General features: G+C 72.4%; 16 protein-coding genes and 1 tRNA gene. 14 read left to right on the top strand and 3 right to left on the bottom strand.

Going from position 1 to position 20,768, the window contains the following annotated elements; all coding sequences use genetic code 11:
* On the top strand, positions 1-728 hold a 728-nt coding region (locus tag AOJ26_RS26720; protein ID WP_159044397.1), incomplete at its 5' end, for an MFS transporter.
* 112 nt (positions 729-840) lie between these two features.
* Here AOJ26_RS26720 and AOJ26_RS26715 read toward each other — a convergent pair.
* Positions 841-1,419 (bottom strand): TetR/AcrR family transcriptional regulator, encoded by a 579-nt coding sequence (locus AOJ26_RS26715; RefSeq protein WP_053850902.1) that lies wholly within the window; start codon positions 1,417-1,419, stop codon positions 841-843.
* A 176-nt stretch (positions 1,420-1,595) separates the two neighbouring features.
* Here AOJ26_RS26715 and AOJ26_RS26710 point away from each other — a divergent pair, with 176 nt between their 5' ends.
* From AOJ26_RS26710 to AOJ26_RS26680, 7 genes are all read left to right on the top strand, one after another.
* Entirely contained in the window at positions 1,596-3,023 is a 1,428-nt protein-coding gene (locus AOJ26_RS26710; RefSeq protein ID WP_053850901.1) for an MFS transporter, read from the top strand.
* Between the two features lie 82 nt (positions 3,024-3,105).
* Positions 3,106-3,179 (top strand) — tRNA-Pro (locus AOJ26_RS26705).
* Between the two features lie 161 nt (positions 3,180-3,340).
* Entirely contained in the window at positions 3,341-5,161 is a 1,821-nt protein-coding gene (locus tag AOJ26_RS26700) for a glycoside hydrolase family 15 protein (protein WP_053850900.1), read from the top strand.
* An 88-nt stretch (positions 5,162-5,249) separates the two neighbouring features.
* Positions 5,250-7,928, top strand: a complete 2,679-nt coding sequence (locus tag AOJ26_RS26695; RefSeq protein ID WP_053850899.1) for a LuxR C-terminal-related transcriptional regulator — start codon at positions 5,250-5,252, stop codon at positions 7,926-7,928.
* A 112-nt stretch (positions 7,929-8,040) separates the two neighbouring features.
* Positions 8,041-9,672 carry an MFS transporter gene (locus tag AOJ26_RS26690; RefSeq protein ID WP_053850898.1) on the top strand — a complete coding sequence of 544 codons (1,632 nt, stop codon included), beginning with the start codon at positions 8,041-8,043 and terminating at the stop codon, positions 9,670-9,672.
* A gap of 16 nt (positions 9,673-9,688) precedes the next feature.
* Positions 9,689-10,207 (top strand): hypothetical protein, encoded by a 519-nt coding sequence (locus AOJ26_RS26685; RefSeq protein ID WP_053850897.1) that lies wholly within the window; start codon positions 9,689-9,691, stop codon positions 10,205-10,207.
* A gap of 127 nt (positions 10,208-10,334) precedes the next feature.
* A complete protein-coding gene (locus tag AOJ26_RS26680) occupies positions 10,335-10,532 on the top strand; it encodes a hypothetical protein (protein ID WP_053850896.1) in 198 nt (65 codons plus the stop codon).
* 37 nt (positions 10,533-10,569) lie between these two features.
* On the opposite strand, the gene AOJ26_RS26675 is transcribed toward AOJ26_RS26680, so the two are convergent.
* A complete protein-coding gene (locus AOJ26_RS26675; RefSeq protein WP_053850904.1) occupies positions 10,570-11,979 on the bottom strand; it encodes a DUF2252 domain-containing protein in 1,410 nt (469 codons plus the stop codon).
* 245 nt (positions 11,980-12,224) lie between these two features.
* On the opposite strand from AOJ26_RS26675, the gene AOJ26_RS26670 reads away from it, so the two are divergent.
* The 6 genes from AOJ26_RS26670 to AOJ26_RS26645 all read left to right on the top strand — a co-directional run bounded on the left by AOJ26_RS26670 (position 12,225) and on the right by AOJ26_RS26645 (position 17,627).
* Entirely contained in the window at positions 12,225-12,881 is a 657-nt protein-coding gene (locus tag AOJ26_RS26670) for an HdeD family acid-resistance protein (protein WP_053850895.1), read from the top strand.
* Between the two features lie 39 nt (positions 12,882-12,920).
* The gene (locus AOJ26_RS26665) at positions 12,921-14,273 is read left to right on the top strand and encodes a hypothetical protein (protein WP_053850894.1); all 1,353 of its coding nucleotides are present in this window, start codon (positions 12,921-12,923) and stop codon (positions 14,271-14,273) included.
* A 20-nt stretch (positions 14,274-14,293) separates the two neighbouring features.
* Entirely contained in the window at positions 14,294-15,265 is a 972-nt protein-coding gene (locus AOJ26_RS26660) for a YhjD/YihY/BrkB family envelope integrity protein (protein WP_078960035.1), read from the top strand.
* Positions 15,262-15,723, top strand: coding sequence for an SHOCT domain-containing protein (locus AOJ26_RS26655; RefSeq protein ID WP_053850893.1), 462 nt, complete (start codon positions 15,262-15,264; stop codon positions 15,721-15,723). The genes AOJ26_RS26660 and AOJ26_RS26655 overlap by 4 nt, the downstream gene beginning before the upstream one ends.
* A gap of 31 nt (positions 15,724-15,754) precedes the next feature.
* Positions 15,755-16,201 carry a DUF7144 family membrane protein gene (locus tag AOJ26_RS26650; protein WP_053850892.1) on the top strand — a complete coding sequence of 149 codons (447 nt, stop codon included), beginning with the start codon at positions 15,755-15,757 and terminating at the stop codon, positions 16,199-16,201.
* 61 nt (positions 16,202-16,262) lie between these two features.
* The gene (locus tag AOJ26_RS26645) at positions 16,263-17,627 is read left to right on the top strand and encodes a diacylglycerol/lipid kinase family protein (protein ID WP_053850891.1); all 1,365 of its coding nucleotides are present in this window, start codon (positions 16,263-16,265) and stop codon (positions 17,625-17,627) included.
* A 66-nt stretch (positions 17,628-17,693) separates the two neighbouring features.
* Here AOJ26_RS26645 and AOJ26_RS26640 read toward each other — a convergent pair whose 3' ends face one another.
* Positions 17,694-20,654 (bottom strand): GH59 galactosidase, encoded by a 2,961-nt coding sequence (locus AOJ26_RS26640; protein ID WP_234358682.1) that lies wholly within the window; start codon positions 20,652-20,654, stop codon positions 17,694-17,696.
* Positions 20,655-20,768: the final 114 nt, after the last annotated feature.

Raw genomic sequence — 20,768 nt, 5'->3', positions numbered from 1 at the left:
GCTTCCTGGTGGCCAAGGGCCGCACGGAGGAGGCCAGGGCCCTGGCCGAGCGCTACGACGTCGAGGTGCCCGCCGCGAAGACCGGTGGCGCCGGGGACCGCTGGACCAACCTCGCGAACCTCTTCCGCGGCAAGGAGTGGATCCAGACGCTGCTCTACTGGGTGGCCTCCTTCGGCGGTCTGCTCCTCGTCTACGGCGTCGCCACCTGGCTGCCCACCCTGATGCGGGCCGAGGGCTACGAACTGGGCTCCGCCCTGTCCTTCGTGGTCGTCTTCAACCTGGGGGGCATCGTGGGCATGCTGGTCGCGGGCCGGGCCGCCGACCGCTTCGGCGCCCCGCGCATCTCCGCGCTCTGGTTCGCGCTCACCGCCGCGGGCGTCTTCCTGCTCAGCGTCCACATGCCGATGACCGTCACGATGATCGTCGTCTTCCTCACCGGCGTCTTCCTCAACAGCGCCCAGACGATGATCTACGCCACGGTCTCCATCCGCTCCGACGCCGACAGCCGCGCCACCGCCGTCGGCTGGACCTCGGGCATGGGCCGCTTCGGCGCCGTCTTCGGGCCGTGGCTCGGCGGCCAGCTCCTCGCCTCGGGCAACGGCGACTGGGGCTTCACCGCCTTCGCCGTCGCGGGTCTGTCGTCCATGGTCTTCATCGGCATCGCCGCCCTGCGCAGCTCCCGGCGGGAACCCGCCGGCAGCGAGCGGGAACTGGTCGCCGCGCACTGAGCGCTACGCGAAACGCCGGCCACCGCGCGAGTGCGGGGCCGGCGTTCGGCGTTCCCGAGGGCGGCCCGACCGCCGTACCGCGGCCGTGCCGGGCTCCCGGGCGCTGCCCGGCTCAGCGCGACGCCCGCACCCCGTCCAGGGCGATCGACAGCACCCGGTCGCGCTGGGCGTCGTCGTCGAAGGCCGTGGCCATGATCCCGGCCACCATGCGCAGCAGCTCCACGAAGCGCATGTCCGGCCGGGCCAGGCCCGCCTTCTGTGCCCGCTCGAACAGCGGCCCGCCCGCCGCGTACATCGACTCCCGGCACGCGGCGAAGATCTCCGACTCGTCGTTGAGCGCCTCGCGCACCGCCCGCTTGGTCACCATGTAGCCCGCGAACCGGTCGAGCCAGGCGGTGAGCGCCTCCCAGGGCTCTCGGTCAGCGACCTCCTGGGCCGCCAGCACTAGCTGGTTCACCTCGTCCGCGTAGACGCTCTCGAAGAGGTGGCGGCGGGTGGGGAAGTTCCGGTACAGCGTGCCGATGCCCACGCCCGCGCGCCGCGCGATGTCCTCCAGCGAGGCGTCCGCGCCGTGCTCCGCGAACGCCTCGCGGGCGGCGGCCAGCAGGGCGTCGTAGTTGCGGGCGGCGTCCTTCCGGTGCGGCCGACGGGCCGCCACGATCTCGGTGACGGGGAACGACGGGGCGGTCACGGCTGCCTCCCGGGGCTTAAACGGAGGTTCACCTCCGGTACGGGTTGAAGCGGAGGGGTGCCTCCGCTAGAGTGGAGGCGTACCTCCACTTTAGCAGTCGAGGTGCGTCCACCGTCCTTTCCCGCGACCGCTTCCCACGAGGCTCCGGCCGCACTTCGTGTTCGGAGAGGCTCTCCATGCCCCGCACGTCCACCCGTCTCACCTTCGCCGTCCTCGCGGCCGGCGCCGGCGTGTTCTCCATGCTCCAGTCGCTGATCGCCCCGGCCCTGCCGACCGTCCAGCACGCGCTGCACACCTCGCAGTCCACCGTGACCTGGGTGATGACCGCCTATCTGTTGTCCGCCTCGATCTTCACGCCGATCCTCGGCCGGGTCGGCGACCTGGTCGGCAAGAAGCGCACGCTCGTCGCCGTCCTGGTGACCGTGACCGTCGGCTGTCTGCTCGCCGCGCTCGCGCCGAGCATCGGCGTCCTGATCGTCGCCCGGGTCGTCCAGGGGGTCGGCGGCGCCCTGTTCCCGCTCTCCTTCGGCATCATCCGCGACGAGTTCGAGGCGTCCAGGGTCAGCGGCTCCATCAGCAACCTGTCCGCGGTGATCGCCGCGGGCGGCGGCGTCGGCATCGTCGCCGCCGGTCCCATCGTGAGCGCGCTCGACTACCGCTGGCTGTTCTGGATCCCGGTCGCCATCGTGATCGCCGCGACACTGATCGCCGTACGGTACGTGCCCGAGTCGCCCACCAGGGCGCAGGGGAACGTCAACTGGTCCGGTGCCGTCCTGCTGTCCGCGTGGCTGGTCGCGCTGCTGCTGCCGCTCAGCCAGGCGGGCCGGTGGGGCTGGGGCTCGGGCCGGGTGCTCGGCCTGTTCGGCGCGGCCGCCGTGCTGTTCGCGCTGTGGCTGTACTCCGAGGCCCGTTCCCGCACCCCGCTGATCGACCTCAGGGTCATGCGCCTGCCCGCCGTGTGGACCACCAACACCGCCGCGCTGCTCTTCGGCGCCGGGATGTACTCGATCTGGTCCTTCCTGCCGGGCTTCGTGCAGACACCGTCGTCGGCCGGGTACGGCTTCGGCGCGAGCGTCACCGCGGCCGGCCTGCTCATGCTGCCGATGCTGGTGGCGATGTTCCTCGCCGGTGTCCTGGGCGGCCGCCTGGAGCCGGTCCTCGGCGCAAAGACCCTGCTGACCACGGGTGCCGCGCTGGGCGCGGTGTCCTGCGGCTTCCTCGCCCTCTGGCACGACGAGCAGTGGCAGATCGCCGTGGTCGCGGGCCTGTTCGGCCTCGGCATCGGGCTCGCCTTCGCCTCCATGGCCAACTTGATCGTGGGCAGCGTCCCGGCCGACCAGACCGGCGCGGCGACCGGCATGAACGCCAACATCCGCACCATCGGCGGCTCCATCGGCGCCGCGGTCACCAGCGTCCTGGTCACCGGTCACCTCCAGGCCTCGGGGCTGCCCCGCGAGTCCGGCTACACGCACGGTTTCGCGCTGCTGGCCGTGCTGTGCCTGGCTGCGGCGCTGGCCGCACTGCTCGTCCCGGTGCGGCGGACCGTGCGCCGGGTCGTCCCCGGGCCCACGGAGGTGCGGGAGACCGTCGCCACCCGGGGCTGACCTCCCGCCAGTCGGGCCGGCCGCGTGCGGTGCGGTAGGGTTTACCTGCGCGATCACACGGAACACCCGTGGACATCGCGGCCGGGACGTGGCGCAGCTTGGTAGCGCACTTGACTGGGGGTCAAGGGGTCGCAGGTTCAAATCCTGTCGTCCCGACGGCACGAAGGGCCTCGTGGGCAACAGCCCGCGAGGCCCTTTTTCGCGTGCCCTCACCCGTGACGGGGGATGCCTGCCTCCTCCGGCGTTGACACGCTGGCGCGGCAAGGACCCGGGACATCAAGGGGTCCGGGAGTGCGCGGCCGGAAGGAGAGCTGCTCATGCAACGCTACGCTCCGATCGAGGACCACGGTCTGGTCGGCGATCTCCAGACGGCGGCACTGGTCTCCGCGGAGGGAACGGTCGACTGGTTCTGCGCGCCGAGGTTCGACTCTCCCAGCCTGTTCGCCGCCCTCCTCGACCACGAGAAGGGCGGGCACTTCGCCGTGTCCGTCGACACCCGACGGCCCCCGGTCCAGCTCTACCTCCAGGACACCGCGGTGCTCGTGACCCGCTTCCTCGCGGAGTCGGGGGTGGGGGAGGTCATCGACTTCATGCCCGTGGAGCGCCCCGAGCACCCGGCGGACCACCACCGCCTGGTCAGGATCCTGCGCGTGACACGAGGACAGGTGCGCTTCGCACTGGAGTGCCGGCCCCGCTTCGACTACGGACGCTCCGCGCACCAGGTGGTCACGCGCGAGGACACGGTCCGCTTCCACGGCGTCGGCGGGCAGGCCGCGCTGCAGGCCGTCGGCCCCCTGCACTGGGACCGCGACGGCGACGACATACGCAGTGAACTGACCCTGGCGCAGGGCGAGTTCGCCGCCGTCGTGCTGACCACAGGCGACCCTGACGACGCGCCCCTGACACCGGTGACCCAGGCGGACGTCATGGCGCTGTTCGAGCGGACCCGCGACTTCTGGCACGCCTGGGTCCGCCGCAGCCGGTACCGCGGCCGCTGGCAGGACATGGTGAACCGGGCGGCCATCACCCTCAAGCTGCTCACCTACGCGCCCACCGGCGCCCCGGTCGCCGCGGCCACCATGGGACTGCCCGAGCAGATCGGCGGCGGACGGAACTGGGACTACCGCTACACCTGGGTGCGCGACGGCTCCCTGTCGGTCGGCGCCCTGCTCGGCCTCGGTCATGTCGAGGAGGCCTACGCCTTCCGCCGGTGGCTGGGAGACCGGCTGCGCTCGGGCCGTACGGTGAGCGGCGAGCCCCTCCAGATCATGTACCGCGTGGACGGCGACCCGGAACTGACGGAAGAGGTCCTCGACCACTTCGAGGGCTACCGCGGATCGGCGCCGGTACGCGTCGGCAACGGAGCCGCCGACCAACTACAGCTCGACATCTACGGAGAGGCGTCCCTCGCGCTGGCGCAGGCCGCGGACGAGGAAGGCGAGGTCCCGCCGTACGAGGGCTGGCGGGCGCTGTCCGAACTGCTCGACTGGCTGGTGAAGGCGTGGGACCGGCCCGACGAGGGGATCTGGGAGACCCGGGGCGGCCAGAAGGACTTCACCTACAGCCGGCTGATGTGCTGGACGGCCTTCGACCGGGGGGTGCGCATGGCCCGGCAGTTCGCCCGGCCCGCCGACCTCGCCCAGTGGACCACGGCCCGGGACGACATCCTGCGCCAGGTGATGGAACGCGGCTGGAGCACGAGCCGCCGCGCCTTCGTCCAGCAGTACGACGACACCACCCTGGACGCCTCACTGCTGCTCATGCCCAGCGTCGGCTTCGTCTCGCCGACGGACCCGCGCTGGCTGTCCACCCTGGACGCCATGGAGGACGAGCTCGTGTCGGACAGCCTCGTCCACCGCTACGACCCGGCGGCCTCCCCGGACGGCCTGCGCGGCAGCGAGGGCACGTTCTCCCTGTGCAGCTTCCTGTACGTCGAGGCGCTCGCCCGCTCGGGGCGGCTCGGACCGGCGCGGTACGCCTTCGACAAGATGCTGACGTACGCGAACCACGCGGGTCTCTTCGCGGAGGAGATCGGCCCGACGGGAGAACAGCTCGGCAACTTCCCGCAGGCCTTCACCCACCTCGCCCTGATCACCGCCGCACTCTCCCTGGACCACGAGATGGACGCGGTCGCCTGAACCGCGGTGCGCCCTCTTCGTCGGGTGAATTTCCGGGCAGGGTGTAAAGCTGAGCTAAGGGCACCGCTGCCCCAAGACCTGACGAGACATGGTGGTGAGCACCGTGGTCACAGGCGACAGGAACACCGCGGTCCCGGCCGCAGCCCGTGTCGATCCGCTCGGGGACCCGTTCTTGCGGATGCGCTTCGCCGTGCCGTCGCGCCCCGCCACCTTCCTCTCCCGGCCACGCCTGACCAAGCACCTGGCAGAGGGCCTCGGGACGCCGCTGACCATGGTCAACGGCTCGGCCGGGGCCGGAAAGACCCTGTTGGTCGCCGACTGGACCGCGCGCCTCGACCGGCCCGTCGGCTGGCTCACCGTCGAGACGGAGGAACAACGCCCCGGCATGTTCTGGGCGTACTTCCTCCATGCGCTCGGCACCGCCGGCACCCCGCTGTCCGACCGGATCCGCTGCCCGGCGGACCCCGGCCGGGTGGGCCACAAGGTGCTGTCGGAGATCGCCGAGGACCTCGTCGGACGCGACCCGGCCCCGGTCGTCGTGATCGACGAGTTCGACCGGGTGAGCGCGTCCGAGGTGGCGGAGCAGTTGGAGTTCGTGCTGCAGCACGCCGGTTCCGGGCTGCGTCTCGTCCTCGTCACCCGCAACGAACCGCCGTTCTCCCTGCACCGCTACCGAGCGGCCGGAACCCTGACGGAGATCCGGGACGCCGAGCTCGCGCTGAACCCCGGGGAAGCCGCGGCCCTCCTGGAACTGCACGGACTCAGCCTGCCCGCCGACTCCGTACGCGCCCTCGTGGAGCGCACCCGCGGCTGGGCCGCCGGCCTGCGGCTGTGCGCCCTGGCCGCGCAGGAGAGCCCGGACCCGGAGCGGTACCTCAAGGAGTTCGAGGCCGACCACAGCGCCGTCGCCGACTTCCTGCTGGCAGAGGTGCTCACCCGCCAGCCGGCGGCGACGCAGGACCTGCTGCTGCGCGTGAGCGTCCTGGACCGCTTCTGCCCCGACCTGGTGAACGGGCTGACCCACCGGACCGACGCCGGGCTCATCCTGGCCGAGCTGCACCGCGACAACGCCTTCGTCGAACACCTGGGACAGGGGTGGTACCGCCTGCACCCGTTGTTCGGGGAGATACTCCAGACCCACCTGAGGGTTCGCCACCCGGGTCTGGAACCCGACCTGCACCGGGCGGCGGCCCGGTGGATGCGCAGCCGAGGCGCCCTCCCGGAGGCACTCGCCCACGGGGCCGCCGCCGCCGACTGGGACTTCACGGCCGCGGCCGTCGTCGACGACCTCGCGATCGGAGAGTTCTTCACCCGTCTGCGCTCCGACGACCTCAACGAGCTGTTCTCCCGGATGGCGCCCGGGTCCACGGGCCCCGCGACCGAACTCGTCCAGGCGGCCCGCGACCTCGCCCAGAGCGACCTCGACCGGGGCGTGGCCCATCTGCACCACGCCGAGGCACGGCTGGCGGCCGAGGACGGGGACCCGGCGGCCGCCCATCTGAGCTGGGCCTTCCTGGAGGCGGTGGCCGCCAGGCTGACCGGTTCTCCCGCACGGGCCGAACAGGCCGCCGAGACCGCCGACGAGATACGGCCGGAGATCCCCCCGCACCTCCTGGACAAGCACCCCGAACTGTCCGCCCTCCTGCTGACGCACCTGGGGTCCGCGCGCCTGTGGGCCGGACACTACGAGGACGCGCGGGCCGCCCTGTCCGAGGCGGTCGGCTGTCCCGGCGGGATCCTCACGGTCCTGCCCCGGGAGGAGTCGATGGGCCACCTGGCGCTGCTCGACTACCTGGACGGATGGCCCGGCGAGGCCGAGCACAAGGCCCTCGCGGCGATGACCGAGACGGAGCGGTTCAGTCTTCCGCAGCCCTCCGGTTCCGGCATCGAACGGCTCGTACTTGCCGCCGTGGCGGTCGACCGCCACGAACTGGGCCGGGCCCAGGCCCTCCTCGACGAGGCCGACCGACTCGACCTCGACACCCAGGACCCGGTGACGGCCGCCGGGCGGGCGATCGCCACCGCCCGGCTCCACCTGGCCCGGGGCAACGCGCGAGCGGCCGTGGCGGCGGCGACCCCGGCCCTGTCCACCGCCGTCGCCTCACCCTGGGCGGACAGCCTGCAACGGCTGGTCACCTCCACCGTCCATCTGGCCGAAGGGCGGCCCGAGGCGGCCGCCGAAGTGCTCCGGCACCTTCCCGACGACCAGCCGACGTGGACGGTGGAAGCCGCCCGCCTGCACCTCGCCTCGGGCCGGCCGGACGCCGCGATCGACCTCCTCGACAGCGTGCCCGCCGAAAGCCGGCCGGGGCCCGCGGTGACCGTGCGGGCGGCGCTGGTGAGAGCGCAGGCCGCACAGGCGGCGGGGGACGACGAAGCAGCCCGCCGGTTCGTCGCCCAGGCCCTCCTCCTCGCTCGCAACGAACGGCTGCGCCGCCCCTTCCTCGACGCCGGGCGCTGGATCAGGTCGTTCCTGGCCGCGGCCCCGCTGCGGTCGCTGGCCGCCGAATGGCTCGTGCCCGGCACCGCCCCCGGCCCTGCGGCGGCCGGCCCGCGCCCCGGGCCGCTCGTCGTGCAGGAGCTGAGCGAGCGCGAGCACGACGTCCTGCAACGGCTGGCGCAGATGATGTCGACGGAGGAGATCGCCGCGGACCTGTACCTCTCCGCGAACACCGTGAAGACCCACCTCAAGAGCCTGTACCGGAAGCTGGCGGTGAACCGCCGCAGCGAGGCGGTGCACCGCGCACGGGACATGGGCCTGCTGTGAGGACCGCCAGGTCGCCCGCGGCGGGTGATGCGCCGGGCCCCCCGCCGCGCTGACATGGGAGGAGCGGCCGCCTCCACCGCCGCTCCGAACCGACCCGGCGAGGTGGTTCACCGTGAGACGCTGGCGCGCACTGATCGTCCTGGGCACAGCGCAGTTCCTGATGGTCCTGGACACCTCGGTCATGAACGTCTCGATCAGCCAACTGGTCGAGGACTTCGACACCGAGGTCACCACCGTCCAGGCCGTCATCACCCTGTACGCGCTGGTCATGGCCGCGTTCATGATCATCGGAGGCAGGCTCGGCGACATCCTCGGGCGTCGCCGTCTCTTCTTCCTCGGGCTGATCGTCTACGGCACCGGATCGGCCCTGACCGCGCTGGCCCCCACCGTTTGGGTCCTCGCCCTGGGCTGGTCGGTCGTCGAGGGAATCGGCGCCGCCATGGTGCTGCCGGCCATGGCGGCCCTCGTCGCGGAGTCCTATCGCGGGCCGGACCGGGCCGTCGCCTACGGCGTCATCGGCGGCCTCGCCGGCGCGGGCATCGCGGTGGGACCGCTCCTCGGCGGCTGGGTGACCACCTACCTCACCTGGCGGCTGGTCTTCGCCGGCGAGGTGGTGGTCGTCGCGGCCGTGCTGTGCTGCCGACGGGTGATCACCGACTCCCCCCGCACCGGGCACCGTCCCCGTCTCGACGGCGTCGGCGCGGTGCTGTCGGCCGCCGGGCTCGGACTGGGCGTGCTCGGCGTGCTGCAGAGCAGCACCTGGGGCTGGGTCGCGCCCCGCAACCCGCCCTTCACCGTCCTGGGGTTCGCCCCGACGCTCTTCGTCGTCGGTGCCGGAGTGGCCGTCCTGTCCCTCTTCGTCCACTGGGAGCGGCGGCGCGACGCCCGCGGCGCGGACCCCCTCGTCCATCTGCCCCTCCTCGGCCGGCCGGCGCTGCGCTCCGGTCTGCTGACCCTGCTGAGCCAGAACCTCATCCTGCTGGGCCTGTTCTTCGTCATCCCGCTGTACCTGCAGGTCGTGCAGGGCTTCGACGCGTTCCAGACCGGACTGCGCCTGCTGCCCGTCTCGGTCGCCATGCTCGCCGCCTCCCTGCTCGCCTCCTCGCTGGGGCGGGCCGTCGGACCGCGCCGGATGGTCCGGCTGGCCCTCGCCACCCTGGCGGTCGCCGTCGTGTGGCTGCTGGCGACCATCGACCCCGTCATCGACGACGCGCAGTTCGCCGGAGCCATGGCCCTGGTGGGCGTGGGCACCGGCCTGCTCGCCTCGCAACTGGGCAACGTCGTCCAGTCCAGCGCCGGCGAGGAGGAGCGCAGCGAGGTGGGAGGGCTGCAGTTCACGGCCCAGAACCTCGGCTCCGCGCTGGGCACGGCACTGATCGGGTCCATCCTCCTCGGTGCGCTGGCGCACGCCTTCACCACCCAGGTCGACGACGACCCCCGGCTCTCCGAGGCGGCCCGCACACAGACCGGTGTCGCCCTCGAGTCCGGGATCTCCTTCGTCACCACCGACCAGGTGCGCGCGGCGGCGGCGGACGCCGGACTGCCGCCCTCGGAGGTCGACGCCGTCGCCGACTCCTACGCCTCCGCCCAGCTCGACGGTCTCAAGGCGGCGATCCTCGCCACCGGCGGCGTCACGCTGGCCAGTCTCCTCGTCACACCGAACCTCCCGGCCGGCCGGAGGACCGGAACCGGGGCCCGGGCGACGACCTCGGCACCGGCCCCGTCGGCCGGACCGACGCGCTGATCCACAAGGAGCCCCGATGTCCACGACCGATGACACGACGCGTCAGAGGACCGGCTCCGAGCACCGGAACCGCGCCGACTACACCGGCGGCGTCTACGGGTCCATGCTCGCGGCCTCCGTGGTGATCGGCGCCGGCGCCCTGGGCTCGTTCCCCCGCCTGGAACTGGTGCTGCTGTTGCTGCTCACCGGTGTGGTCTTCTGGCTCGCCCATGTGCACGCCCAGCTGTTCGGGGCGCGTCTGGCGCGGGAACAGCTCGACCGCCGGGTCGTCCTCCACGCCTGTCGTGAGGAGTGGCCGATCGTCAAGGCGGCCGTGCCACCGGCCGCGGCGGTGGCCGTCAGCCCGCTGCTGGGCCTGGACGTGCAGGGCTCCTTCTGGCTGGCGCTGTCCGTCGCGGTGGCCGGGCAGGTGGGGTGGTCCGCGGCCGCGGCCCGTCGAGCCCGCGCCACCTGGCCCCTGGTCGCCGCCACCGCCTCGGTCAACCTGCTGCTCGGCCTCCTGATCATCTCCTTCAAGCTCTTCCTGAAGCACTGACCCGAGTGGTCCGGGCCACCGGACCGCCAATCACCTGCACAGGGTGAGGCCGCCGGGCACCGCCCGAGCGGACCATGGCGGAACAGGGCCCAGACAGCCTTCCCGGCAGCCCGCGGGAGTACAGCCCATGCGCTACGAGATCCGAGTCGACGGACACATGTCGGACACACTGGCGGAAGCCTTTCCCGAGCTGGACCGCGTGAACATGTCCGGGCAGACCGTCCTGTTCGGCTCCGTCATCGACGAGGCGCAGCTGTTCGGCCTGCTGGCCCGCTGCCAGTCGCTGGGCCTGCACGTGGTGGAGATGCGGCGGATGCCGGAGTGACGGGGCCGTCCGTGCTCGACGGCCCCCTCGGTGACGCTCAGAGGCTCTGCGCGGCGACCCGCCCGGAGCGCACGGCCGCGGCCAGGAGCTCGAAGTCCCGCTCGTTCCGGTCGGCGTAGGACTGGGCGAATGCGGTGAGGGCGTGGTCGAAGCGGCCACCGGCGCCCAGGTAGGCGGCGATGGCGATCGGATCGCCGGAACGGGCGTGGGCCCGGGCCAGCGAGGCACCGCACAGCCGGGCGAACAGCCCGAGCAGGCCGGGGTCCATGGTCTCCGGCCGGGCGATACCCTTCCAGTCCCGCAACTGCCGTACGTAGAAGTCGCGTTCCCGCCCGTCGATGCCCACCACGCGGGTCCAGCCGAGGAAGATGTCGCTGGTCGTCTGGATCAGGCGCTGGCCGGTCACCACCCGGCGGCCCTGGTTGTCGAAGGGGTGGCATCCGGTCGGGCCGGCCAGCACCGACTCCTGGGCCTCCTTGGCCTGCAGCAGCAGCGGGTCGTCGTCGTTCCTGCCGAGCAGGAGCAGGATCCAGCAGCGGGTGCCGACACTGCCGACGCCCACCACCTTGCGGGCCATGTCCACCAGCCGGAAGTGGCGCAGCAGGTGCCGGCGTTCGGACGGCAGGGTGAGCGCGTACTCCTCCAGAACGGTCTGGAGCTCCTTCTCCTGCTGGTTGTCCGCCGCGTCGGCCAGCAGATCCCTGAGCGGGGTGACGAGCGGCGGGTCGGGGGCGATCCGGCGGCCCTCCGGGGTGGCGCGCGTGAGCTTCGCGAAGGCCTGCAGATAGGTGCGGGTACGGGCCTGCTCCGTGGCCCAGGCGGTGCGGCGTCTGGCCTTCTTGTCCATCGAGGAGGCGAGCAGCGCGCGCAGACGGTCGGCGTCGTCCTGGGCGTACCAGATGTCCAGGGTGCGCATGCCCGCGAACTCCCGCATCCGTTCCCGGTAGGCCCGGACGCACGTCCGCACGACGGCGTTCTGCTCCTGCACGGAGAAGCCGTTCGCCCGGCCCGCAATGGCGAAGCTGGTGGCCAGGCGCTTGACGTCCCATTCGAAGGGCCCGGGCAGCGTCTCGTCGAAGTCGTTGATGTCGAAGACCAGATGACGCTCCGGCGAGGCGAGCAGCCGGAAGTTCAGCAGGTGGGCGTCTCCGCACAGTTGCACCCGAAGTCCGGTGTCCGGGACGGCTCCCAGGTCCGCCGCCATGATCGCCGCCGCGCCGCGGTAGAAGCGGAAGGGCGACTCGAGCATCCGGCCGTAGCGGATGGGCACCAACTCCGGTACCCGCGTGGCCGACTGATCCTCGATCACCTCCAGCGGGTCGAAGCGCCCCTGGCCGTCCTCGAAGCCGCCGTGGCCGGAACGGGGCGCACGGGCGCGGGCGTTCGTGCCGACGGCCGCCCGTTCGGCGGGCGACAGCAGAACGGTGGAGGAGTTCGGTACGGCCATGGCGGAACCTCCCGGATCGGTGACGAGGACCGGCACCACGACCTGCCGGCGCGCCGCACGGCGCGCACGACCGCCCCTGACCGGCGCCGCCTCGGTTCCCAGCCCACCGGTACGGCCCTCGCCGCGGATCACCCGTGACGGGTGACCCGGCCGGGGACGATGCGCGGGACGCTGGCCGCGAGAGGACCCCCGTACCCGCCCCGGCCGGCACGGGGACGACCTGTCCGACGGGGCGAGGAGGAGTCATGACCGTGCCGCGTGGTCCGGCAGCGCCCACCGCAGCCGAGCAGAGCCCCGACGGCGCCGCCCCCGGCCGCACGGCCGACGGCGCGGAGATACTGGGGCGGCTCGGCCGTTCCTGGACCTGGATCCTCGGGTCCGCGATCGCCACGCTCGTGCCGGGCGTCCTCGTCCTGGTCTGGCCGGACGAGACCCTGCACGTCCTCGCCGTCCTCATCGGCCTGTACCTGCTGGTGACCGGCGCCTTCCGGTTCGTCGCCGTCTTCGCCCGGACCGGCGAACGGCTGCCCGGTCTGATCGTCGCCGTGCTGTACGTCCTCGCCGGGGTGCTGTGTCTGCGCGATCCGCTCCAGACCATCTCCGTGCTCTCCCTGATCGTCGGAGCCGTCTGGCTCGTCTCCGGGATCCTCACCCTCTACACGGCGATCACCGCCGAGGACCTGCCACACCGGGCCTTCGTGGCGGGCGCGGCGGTGATCGGCATCGTCGCCGGGATCGTGGTACTGGCCCTGCCGGCCGAGTCGGCCCGCGCACTGACCCGTCTGCTCGGTCTGTGGCTCGTCCTGCTCGGCCTGTGCGAACTCGCCCTGGCCCTCGCCTGGCGGGCCGCGCTGCGCAGAGCGGGCATCACGGACCGCCGGGAGCCCCCGGCGAACGTCTGAGACGGAGCCCGCCCCCGTCGGACCAACGAGGGAGACACCATGAACCCCGCCTCGAGCTCCCGGGCGTCGGGCGCCGGCGCCCCCACCGTCGGCGGGCACGCCGTGACCGCCGAGGAGCACGCGGAGTACCAGCGGCTGCGCCGCGCCGCGACCGTGCGCCACCGGCGGACGCGGCGCGCGGGAGCCACCGTCCTGCTGGTGCTGACGCTGCTGCTCGCCCCCCTCGCCCTCGTCGCGACCTGGGTGCACGACCAGGTGTCCGACACCGACCGGTACGTGCAGACCGTCGCGCCGCTCGCCTCGGACCCGGACGTGCAGAACGTCGTGATCGACCGGTTGACCGCCCGTGCGGTGGCCCAGGTGGACGTGGAGGCGATCACGGCGGCGCTCACCAAGACCCTGGCGGACAACGGGGCGCCGCCCCGGGTGGTCGAGGGGGCCGAGTCCCTCACCGGCCCGCTGCGCTCCGCGGTGCAGAGCGTCGTGCACCGCACCGTGAGCCGCGTGATCACCGGCGAGGCCTTCGCCCAGGCGTGGGAGGGCGCCAACCGGCGGGCCCACGCCACGGTGGTGAACATGCTCACCGGCGACCGCGACGGTGCGGTGCAGGCCGAAGGCGACACGGTGCAGCTCGACATCGGCGCCGTGGTCGACCAGGTACGGCAGCGCCTCGTCGACGCCGGCTTCGACAAGGCCGCCGCCATCCCGGACACCGACCGCACCGTCCCCCTGTTCCGTACCGAACAACTGGGCAAGGCCCAGGACGGCATGCGGCTGCTGGACATCATCGGGACCTGGCTGCCCGTCCTCACCCTCGCCCTCGCCGCCCTGGCCGTGTGGGTCGCCCCCGGACACCGGGTGATGGTGATGATCACCGCACTCGGCGTCGGCCTCATGGCGGTGCTGCTGCTCGTCGCGCTGGTCGTCCTGCGGCGCGTCTACCTCGACTCCGTGCCCCCGGCGGCACTGCCTCCCGACGCCGCCGCGGCGATCTTCGACACCTTCGTGCGCTTCCTGCGCGCTGCCGCCCGCACCCTGCTCGTCGTCAGCCTGCTCACCGCCCTGACCGCCTACCTGTACGGCCCGGGCCGGATCGCCCGCGGTGTACGCGCCGGGTCCCTGCGCGGGGCCTCGGCGGCCGGGCGTGCGCTGCGCCGCGCGGGGCTCACCACCGGTCTCACCGGACAGTGGCTGTCCGCCCACCGGCAGTGGACCACCGGTGTCACCATCGGCGCGGGCGCCCTCGCCCTGCTCCTGTGGAACCACCCCACCGTAGGCGCGGTGGCACTGGTCCTGCTGCTGGTCGTGGTGGTGCTGGCGATCACGGCGGTGCTCGCCGCCGCACGCCCGGCACGGGACGCCACCGACCGACCGGAGCACGCGGCCGCGTGAGCCGGGACGCCGCGTGAGCCATGACCAGGAACTCCGATCCGGCACGCCGGGCCCGGGCGGCGAGGGTCGTGGAGAGCGTGCGGTCCAACGCGCTCGTCCGGTTCCTTCCCCGGCTGTCGGCGCTCAACGTGGTGGAAGGCGCCATGAGACTGGCCGCGCAGGCCTTCCTCGCCGCGCTCCCGCTGCTCATGACGGTGGCCGCGTTCGCGCCTCCCGGCGTCCAGGACCTGCTGGCCGACTCCCTGCGCACGGTGCTGGGAATGCGCGGCGACACGCTGGAGGAGGTGCGCAGGACCTTCTCCGCCACCGGCCCCACGCGGGACACCGTCGGCGTCCTGGGGGTGCTGGTGGCCCTGGCGTCCGCGACGGCGTTCAGCCGGGCCCTGCAAGCGGTGTGCGAACGCTGCTGGCGCCTGCCCCGGGCGCCGCTGCGGGCCGCGATCTGGCGCTGGCCCCTGTGGCTGGTGGTCTGGCTGGTGTTCCTCCTGGCCCAGGCGCCGCTGCGCGCGGGCTTCGGCGCCGGCCCGGCCGTGGGCCTGACGATGTCCCTGCTCTCGACGACGCTGCTGTGGTGGTGGACCCAGTACCTGCTGCTGAGCGGCCGCGTCGGCTGGGAGAGCCTGCTGCCGGGCGCCGTCCTCGCGGGGACCGGCACGGTCGCTCTGAGCGGGGCCGCCCGGCTGGTCCTGCCCGCCGCGATGGAGCGCAGCCTGGCCGAGTTCGGTGCGCTGGGACCGGTCTTCACGTTTCTGTCCTGGCTGATCGGCGTCTTCCTCGTCGCCGTGTCGGGCCTGGCCGCGGGGGAGGGCGTCGCGTCCAGCGCCTGGTACCGCTCGGCCCGCGTCCTGCGGCGCCGCGCCCCCGTCGCCGACCCGGCCGGGGCGCCCGCTCACCCGCGCCGGGTGAAGCCGCCCGCTCCCTGCCGCGGGCACGCTGAGGACGGCACAGACAGGCGGCCGGGCGAAGGCCCCGGACGGAGGAGAGTGACATGAGTGCGTCCACGTACCTCGCGTACGACTACCCGCTGCTGAGCGTCTTCTGGTCCATGCTGATGTTCTTCCTGTGGATCATGTGGTTCGTCCTGCTCTTCCGGGTCGTCGTCGACATCTTCCGTGACGACGACCTGAGCGGCTGGGCCAAGACCGGCTGGCTGGTGTTCACGATCGTGCTGCCCTTCCTGGGCGTCTTCGTCTACATGATCGCCCGCGGCAAGAACATGGGGCGGCGCGAGGTCGCCCAGGCGCGGGCACAGCAACAGGCCTTCGACTCGTACATCCGTCAGACCGCCAAGGGCGGCGGCACCACCAGCGTCGACGAACTCGCCAGGCTCTCGGAGATCCGGGCCAAGGGCGACATCACGGACGCGGAGTTCGCCCGGGCGAAGGAACTGGTCCTCAGCGGCCACGGCTCGGGGACCTCCGACGGCGTCGCCGCCACCACCCGGCGCTGAGCCCGCCGGCCGATCGAAACGAGGGGTCAGGATGACCGCTACACACACCGCACACCGGTCCACGGCCAAGCAGGACTGGGCCGCCGGCACGATGGTCTTCGCCGCCGTCATGCTGATGCTCGCCGGACTGCTCGACATCTTCCGGGGCATCATGGCCATCGCCGAGGACGACGTGTTCGTCACGACGCGCAACTACGTCTTCGAGTTCGACCTGACGAGCTGGGGCTGGATCCACCTCTGCCTGGGCGTGGTGGGCGTGCTCGTGAGCCTCGGGCTGTTCCGCGCGGCCACCTGGGCACGGGTGTCCGGGGTGGCCATCGCCGGACTCATCATCATCGCCAACTTCCTCTCCCTGCCGTACTACCCGGTCTGGTCGCTCGTGATGATCGCGTTCTCGGCCCTCGTCATCTGGGCCCTGTGCGTGGTCCGGCGTGACGACTCCTTCGAGCCGTTCGAGCGTCCCGGACGCGACATGTGACGAGCGGTCACCACGGGGTCCGTCCGCGGCAGGCGACGACACCGTAAGGGAGGGCGAGGACATGGGACGCCACCCGAGCAGCGCCGAGCAGTCCGGCAGCGTCCCCCTGGCCCGGCTCGCCCTCCTGGCCCTCCTGGGCAGCGTCCTGGTGCCCCTCCTCGCGGCCGGACTGCGCAGTGTGCTGTGGGCCCTCGTCGGCATCGGCGGCCTGGCGCTCGCCGCCGTCGGCGTGTGGTGGACGCTGGCCCACACCGGCACGCTGCGCGTCCTCGGGCTGGTGCTGTCGGTGGCCGCCCCGCTCACCGTCCTGTGCCTGTACGGCGCCTCGGGGATGCTGGGGCCGGCCGTGCTGTCCCTGGCCCTGTGGGTGCTGGCCGTCGCCTCGGCACGCCTGGCCCTGGCACCCCCGGGTGCCGTGGCCGAGCGTGTCGCGGCACCGCGCGCCGCCTGGATCGTGATGAACCCGCGTTCCGGTGGCGGCAAGGTGGCACGCTTCGGGCTGGTGGAGAAGGCCCGGGCCGCGGGCGCCCGCGTCGTGCTGCTGGACGGCCGACAGGACGTGGCGGCCCTCGCCCGGCAGGCCGTGGCCGAGGGCGCCGACCTGCTGGCGGTGGCCGGCGGTGACGGTACCCAGGCACTGGTGGCCGAAGTGGCGGCGCGACACGACGTGCCCTTCGCCGTGATCCCCGCGGGCACCCGCAACCATTTCGCCCTCGACCTCGGCCTCGACCGCGACGACCCAGCGACGGCACTCCAGGTGCTCACCGACGGCGTGGAACTCCGCGTGGACCTCGGATTCGCCGCCGACCGCGTGTTCGTCAACAACGCCTCCTTCGGGACGTACGCGTCCGTGGTGGCCGATCCCGCCTACCGCGACGCCAAGCTGCACACGACCCTGCGGACCCTGCCCGGTCTGCTCACCGGCGAGGCCGCGCCGGTGCTGCGGATCCGGGCCGGGCCCGCCCGGGTCGGCGCGCTCCAGGCGCTGCTCGTCAGCAACAACCCCTATCTGCGGGCGGTCGACTCGGCCCACCCGGGGCGCCGCGAACGGCTGGACTCGGGGCAGCTCGGTGTGCTGGGCGTGCGGGTGGCGAACGCGGCCCAGGCGGCCCGCCTGGTGCGCGGGGACCGCTCGGGGTCCGTCATGCGGCTGCGGGCCGACGAGGTCGTCGTTGACGCGGACAGCGCCGACATCCCCGTAGGGATCGACGGGGAACACGTGGTGCTGCCGACTCCCGTGGTGTGCCGGACCGCGCCCGGAGCGTTGCGGGTCCGGGTACCCCGCCATCGCCCCGGCCGGCCGGTGACCGGGGCGTCGGCCGACTGGCGCCGGGTGGCACGGCTGGCCGGGCTGTCCCGGCCCCGGCGCAGGGCGACGGCTGCCGGCGGACCGGCCCGTGACAGGTCCGCTGACTCCGGCGGTTGACGGCACCGGGCAGGATGCGTCGCGCCGGCCCGATGCCGTCACCACCGTCCGGGAGCCTCGCGTCGGTCAGCCCTCCTCGCGCACCAGACCGGCGTAGGCGGCGCCGAGCCTGGCCGCGAGCTGTTCCACGCCGAGGGTGTCCAGGCCCCGCTGTCCGGACACCGCGGCCCTGGCGGCCGTGCGTGCGGAGGCGAACAGGGCCCAGGAGCCGGCCGTCCAGTCGTCGCGGTGCGGGGTGCCCACCGCCTTCAGGGCGCTGCGCAGCGGTGTCGTGTCGACCCGTCCGTCCACGTCGCCGGAGATCGAGGTGAAGGCGTCGAGGACGATCTTCCCGGACTTCAGTGTGAACGTCGCCGTGTGCCTGCCGTCGGGCAGACCCCGCAGTGAGTAGGTCGCCTGGCGCTTGTCGGTGGCGACGGTCCGCGCGTCCCGGACGACGGGCCGGCCGTCCACCGAGACGTCGAGGACGGCGCTTCCGTCGTTGCCGCCGATGACGTCCACGCCCGTGCCGCGGAACGGAATGGTGACCGTGGCGCCGGCCGCGGTGCCGGTCGACGTCGTCCGGTACCAGTTCATGGCGTCACCGAGGGAGGCGTTGCGGCTCCAGGCACCGGCGTACTCGACCGAGCCGTCCATGTTGTCAGTCAGCGCCGTGGCGTACGGGGTGTATCCGGCGACCTTCTCCACCTTCAGGTCGTCGAACGCGGTGCGGTGGAAGTCGGTGCCGAGCTTGACGCGGCCCCCGGTCACCGGCGCCGGGTCCGTGTAGGTGGCGACGGCCCGGCCGTCGACGTACGCGGTGACGTTCGCACCCCGGGCCTCGACGGCGAGGCGGTAGCCGTCGGACGCGGCCACCGTCCCGGTGCGCAGGACCGTGCCGTACCGCGAGAGGGTCCAGCCGCCGTCCGGGCCGATCCCGACGCTGTACGCGGCGTCCGTCGCGGCCATGCCCTTCTGCTGCCGTACGCCGAGGGTGGCGGCACCGCCCCGCGGGTCCGGGAAGGAGACGTCGACCGAGGCCCGGTAGTTCTCCCAACGGAAGTCGCCCACCGTGGTGTTGGGGGTGTTCCGGTTCCAGGCGCCGGTGTCCTTCATGGACTGGTCCAGGTACTGGTGGAGGACGTTGTCGCCGTCGGCGTCCTTCCCCACCTCCCAGGCGCCCGTCTGGTCGACCAGGTAACGCGGCTGGCCGCCCCGGGACGCGAGGTACGGCTGGGACGCCTTGCGGGCTCCGTTGCCGGTGCCGACCTGGACCCGGCCCTCCTCCTCGTACCCGAAGTCGTCGGCGTACAGGACGCTGTCGCGGGTGTCGTGCCCCTTGCCGCTCGCGTCGGTGTCGAGCACGGTGCGGGCCGTGGACCGCGGCAGGCGCTGCCGGGCCGCCTTGTCGTGGCTGCGGTCGAGGGTGGTGAAGGTGACGATCGAGCGCGGCTTCACCGTGTAGGTGTAGAAGCCGTCGTCGTCGGGGCCCAGCTGCGCCGCGAGGTGCTTGAAGTTCGCGTCGTAGGCCTGACCGGGGTCGGCCGCGCGGGTCTCCCAGACCTCCATGGCGGGATCACCGCCCAGGTCCATGTTCTCGGCCCTGATCCGGTACGTCTTCGTCCGGTCGCTGTCGTTGACGGCGATCGTGGAGAAGTCCTTCTTCTTCGGGTCGGCGAGCGTCAGGTAACTGGGCGCGCCGTTGGAGCCGTCGACGTTCTCGGTGCCGCTCACCCCGCTGTAGCTCGCCTCCGGCACGGTGCGCCAGATGCCGGCCGTGTTGCCGGCGTTCTCCCAGCCGGTCTTCGCGAACTGGGTGAAGTGCTGCATCACGTACACGGCGGCGTCGTAGTGGATGCTCCCGGACCACGGGTCGCGGGCGCTGACCAGCTCCTTGTGGCTGTACTGGGCGCCCTCGTAGAAGGCGCCGATCGCCGGCTGGAAGATGTAGTGCGTCCGCTTGGAGTTGGCGTAGCCCTTCACGGAGCGGTTGGCGAGGTCGAGGGCGCTCTGCACTCCGCCGATGCCCGTGCTGGCACCGCCCGGACCCTCGGTGTTGTCGACCCGGTAGTCCGTCCAGCCGAAGGAGCCCACACCCTCGCTGTACCAGACCTCCTTGTCCTGGCCGTGGGCGTTGGCACCGGTCGCCAGCTTCGTGTACGGCCGGTAGGTGGCGCTGTCGGGAGTGCCGTCGAGCCGGTCGTCGGTGGTGTAGTGGTAGCCCACCGCGTCGACCATGCCGAAGAGTTCGGTGTCCGTGAGCATCGCCGGACCGATGTTCTTCGTGGTGTTCTCGTCCGAGGCGACGATCTTGACGGCGTGGTACGCCTTCGCCGCCGCCAGTTGCTGGCGAGGCGTCAGGCCATAGCGGGGATCGGCGAATTCGGTGTCGTTCGCCAGGGCGTTCTTGTACCACTTGACGAAGGAGATGTCGGGCTTCGTGGTCTCGTTGGTGTCCGGATCGACGTAGTCCACCATGTACCCGTACTTCTGGTACGCGTCGAGGATCGTCTCCTTGTACCACTTGTACATCTCGTCGGTGCCGGTGCCCTTGTTCCATTCGGTCTGGACCCACTGGGGCATGACCCAGCGCAGGATCGAGACCTTGAGGTCCTGGTTCACCGTCTTGGCGTCGGCGGCGAGTTGGAAGCCGGGGGAGCGGGAGGCGTCGGCGAGCTCGTCCGCCGTGCGCATGGTCGCCGGGTCGGAACCGGTCGACGTGTTGGTGTCCGAACCCATCTCGATCTTCACGTGGTTGATGAGCGGGTTCCGCCCGCCGAACAGCACCCTGACGAGCTGCCAGTAGCGGTCGGGATGCTCCGCCTTGTAGTCCATCAGCAGGTTGCTGGTGCTGTTGCAACTGAGCAGACCGAGGCCCTTGTAGGTCAGGCCGTTCACGTTGTCGGCGCGTACGTCGTTCCCGTCGACCACGATCTGCACGGGATCGTCCGCGGAGTGGGCGGCCGGCGCCGCGGTCACTCCCGCCGCCAGTGCCATGGTGGTCGCCGCGGCCAGCGAGGCCCACCCGAATCTTCGCTGCATACCCATTCGGGGGACCGTAGGTGGCAAGCGCTTTCTACGTCAATCCCCTTGCGTCACTTGAGATTTGACGGCGTTCGCCGGGCGTGACCTGCCGAAAACGCGTGGACCCCGGGGTCGCCG

The organism is Streptomyces sp. NRRL B-24085 (genome assembly GCF_001282115.1).
Lineage (GTDB): Bacteria > Actinomycetota > Actinomycetes > Streptomycetales > Streptomycetaceae > Streptomyces.
This window is presented reverse-complemented; position numbering and strand designations above follow the sequence as displayed.

Coding starts and splice junctions, on each gene's coding strand:
- AOJ26_RS26660 (WP_078960035.1), top strand. CDS start 14,294: ATGACCAGGAACTCCGATCCGGCACGCCGGGCCCGGGCGGCGAGGGTC.
- AOJ26_RS26670 (WP_053850895.1), top strand. CDS start 12,225: ATGACCGTGCCGCGTGGTCCGGCAGCGCCCACCGCAGCCGAGCAGAGC.
- AOJ26_RS26695 (WP_053850899.1), top strand. CDS start 5,250: ATGGTGGTGAGCACCGTGGTCACAGGCGACAGGAACACCGCGGTCCCG.
- AOJ26_RS26665 (WP_053850894.1), top strand. CDS start 12,921: ATGAACCCCGCCTCGAGCTCCCGGGCGTCGGGCGCCGGCGCCCCCACC.
- AOJ26_RS26710 (WP_053850901.1), top strand. CDS start 1,596: ATGCCCCGCACGTCCACCCGTCTCACCTTCGCCGTCCTCGCGGCCGGC.
- AOJ26_RS26645 (WP_053850891.1), top strand. CDS start 16,263: ATGGGACGCCACCCGAGCAGCGCCGAGCAGTCCGGCAGCGTCCCCCTG.
- AOJ26_RS26700 (WP_053850900.1), top strand. CDS start 3,341: ATGCAACGCTACGCTCCGATCGAGGACCACGGTCTGGTCGGCGATCTC.
- AOJ26_RS26680 (WP_053850896.1), top strand. CDS start 10,335: ATGCGCTACGAGATCCGAGTCGACGGACACATGTCGGACACACTGGCG.
- AOJ26_RS26685 (WP_053850897.1), top strand. CDS start 9,689: ATGTCCACGACCGATGACACGACGCGTCAGAGGACCGGCTCCGAGCAC.
- AOJ26_RS26640 (WP_234358682.1), bottom strand. CDS start 20,654: ATGGGTATGCAGCGAAGATTCGGGTGGGCCTCGCTGGCCGCGGCGACC.
- AOJ26_RS26650 (WP_053850892.1), top strand. CDS start 15,755: ATGACCGCTACACACACCGCACACCGGTCCACGGCCAAGCAGGACTGG.
- AOJ26_RS26675 (WP_053850904.1), bottom strand. CDS start 11,979: ATGGCCGTACCGAACTCCTCCACCGTTCTGCTGTCGCCCGCCGAACGG.
- AOJ26_RS26655 (WP_053850893.1), top strand. CDS start 15,262: ATGAGTGCGTCCACGTACCTCGCGTACGACTACCCGCTGCTGAGCGTC.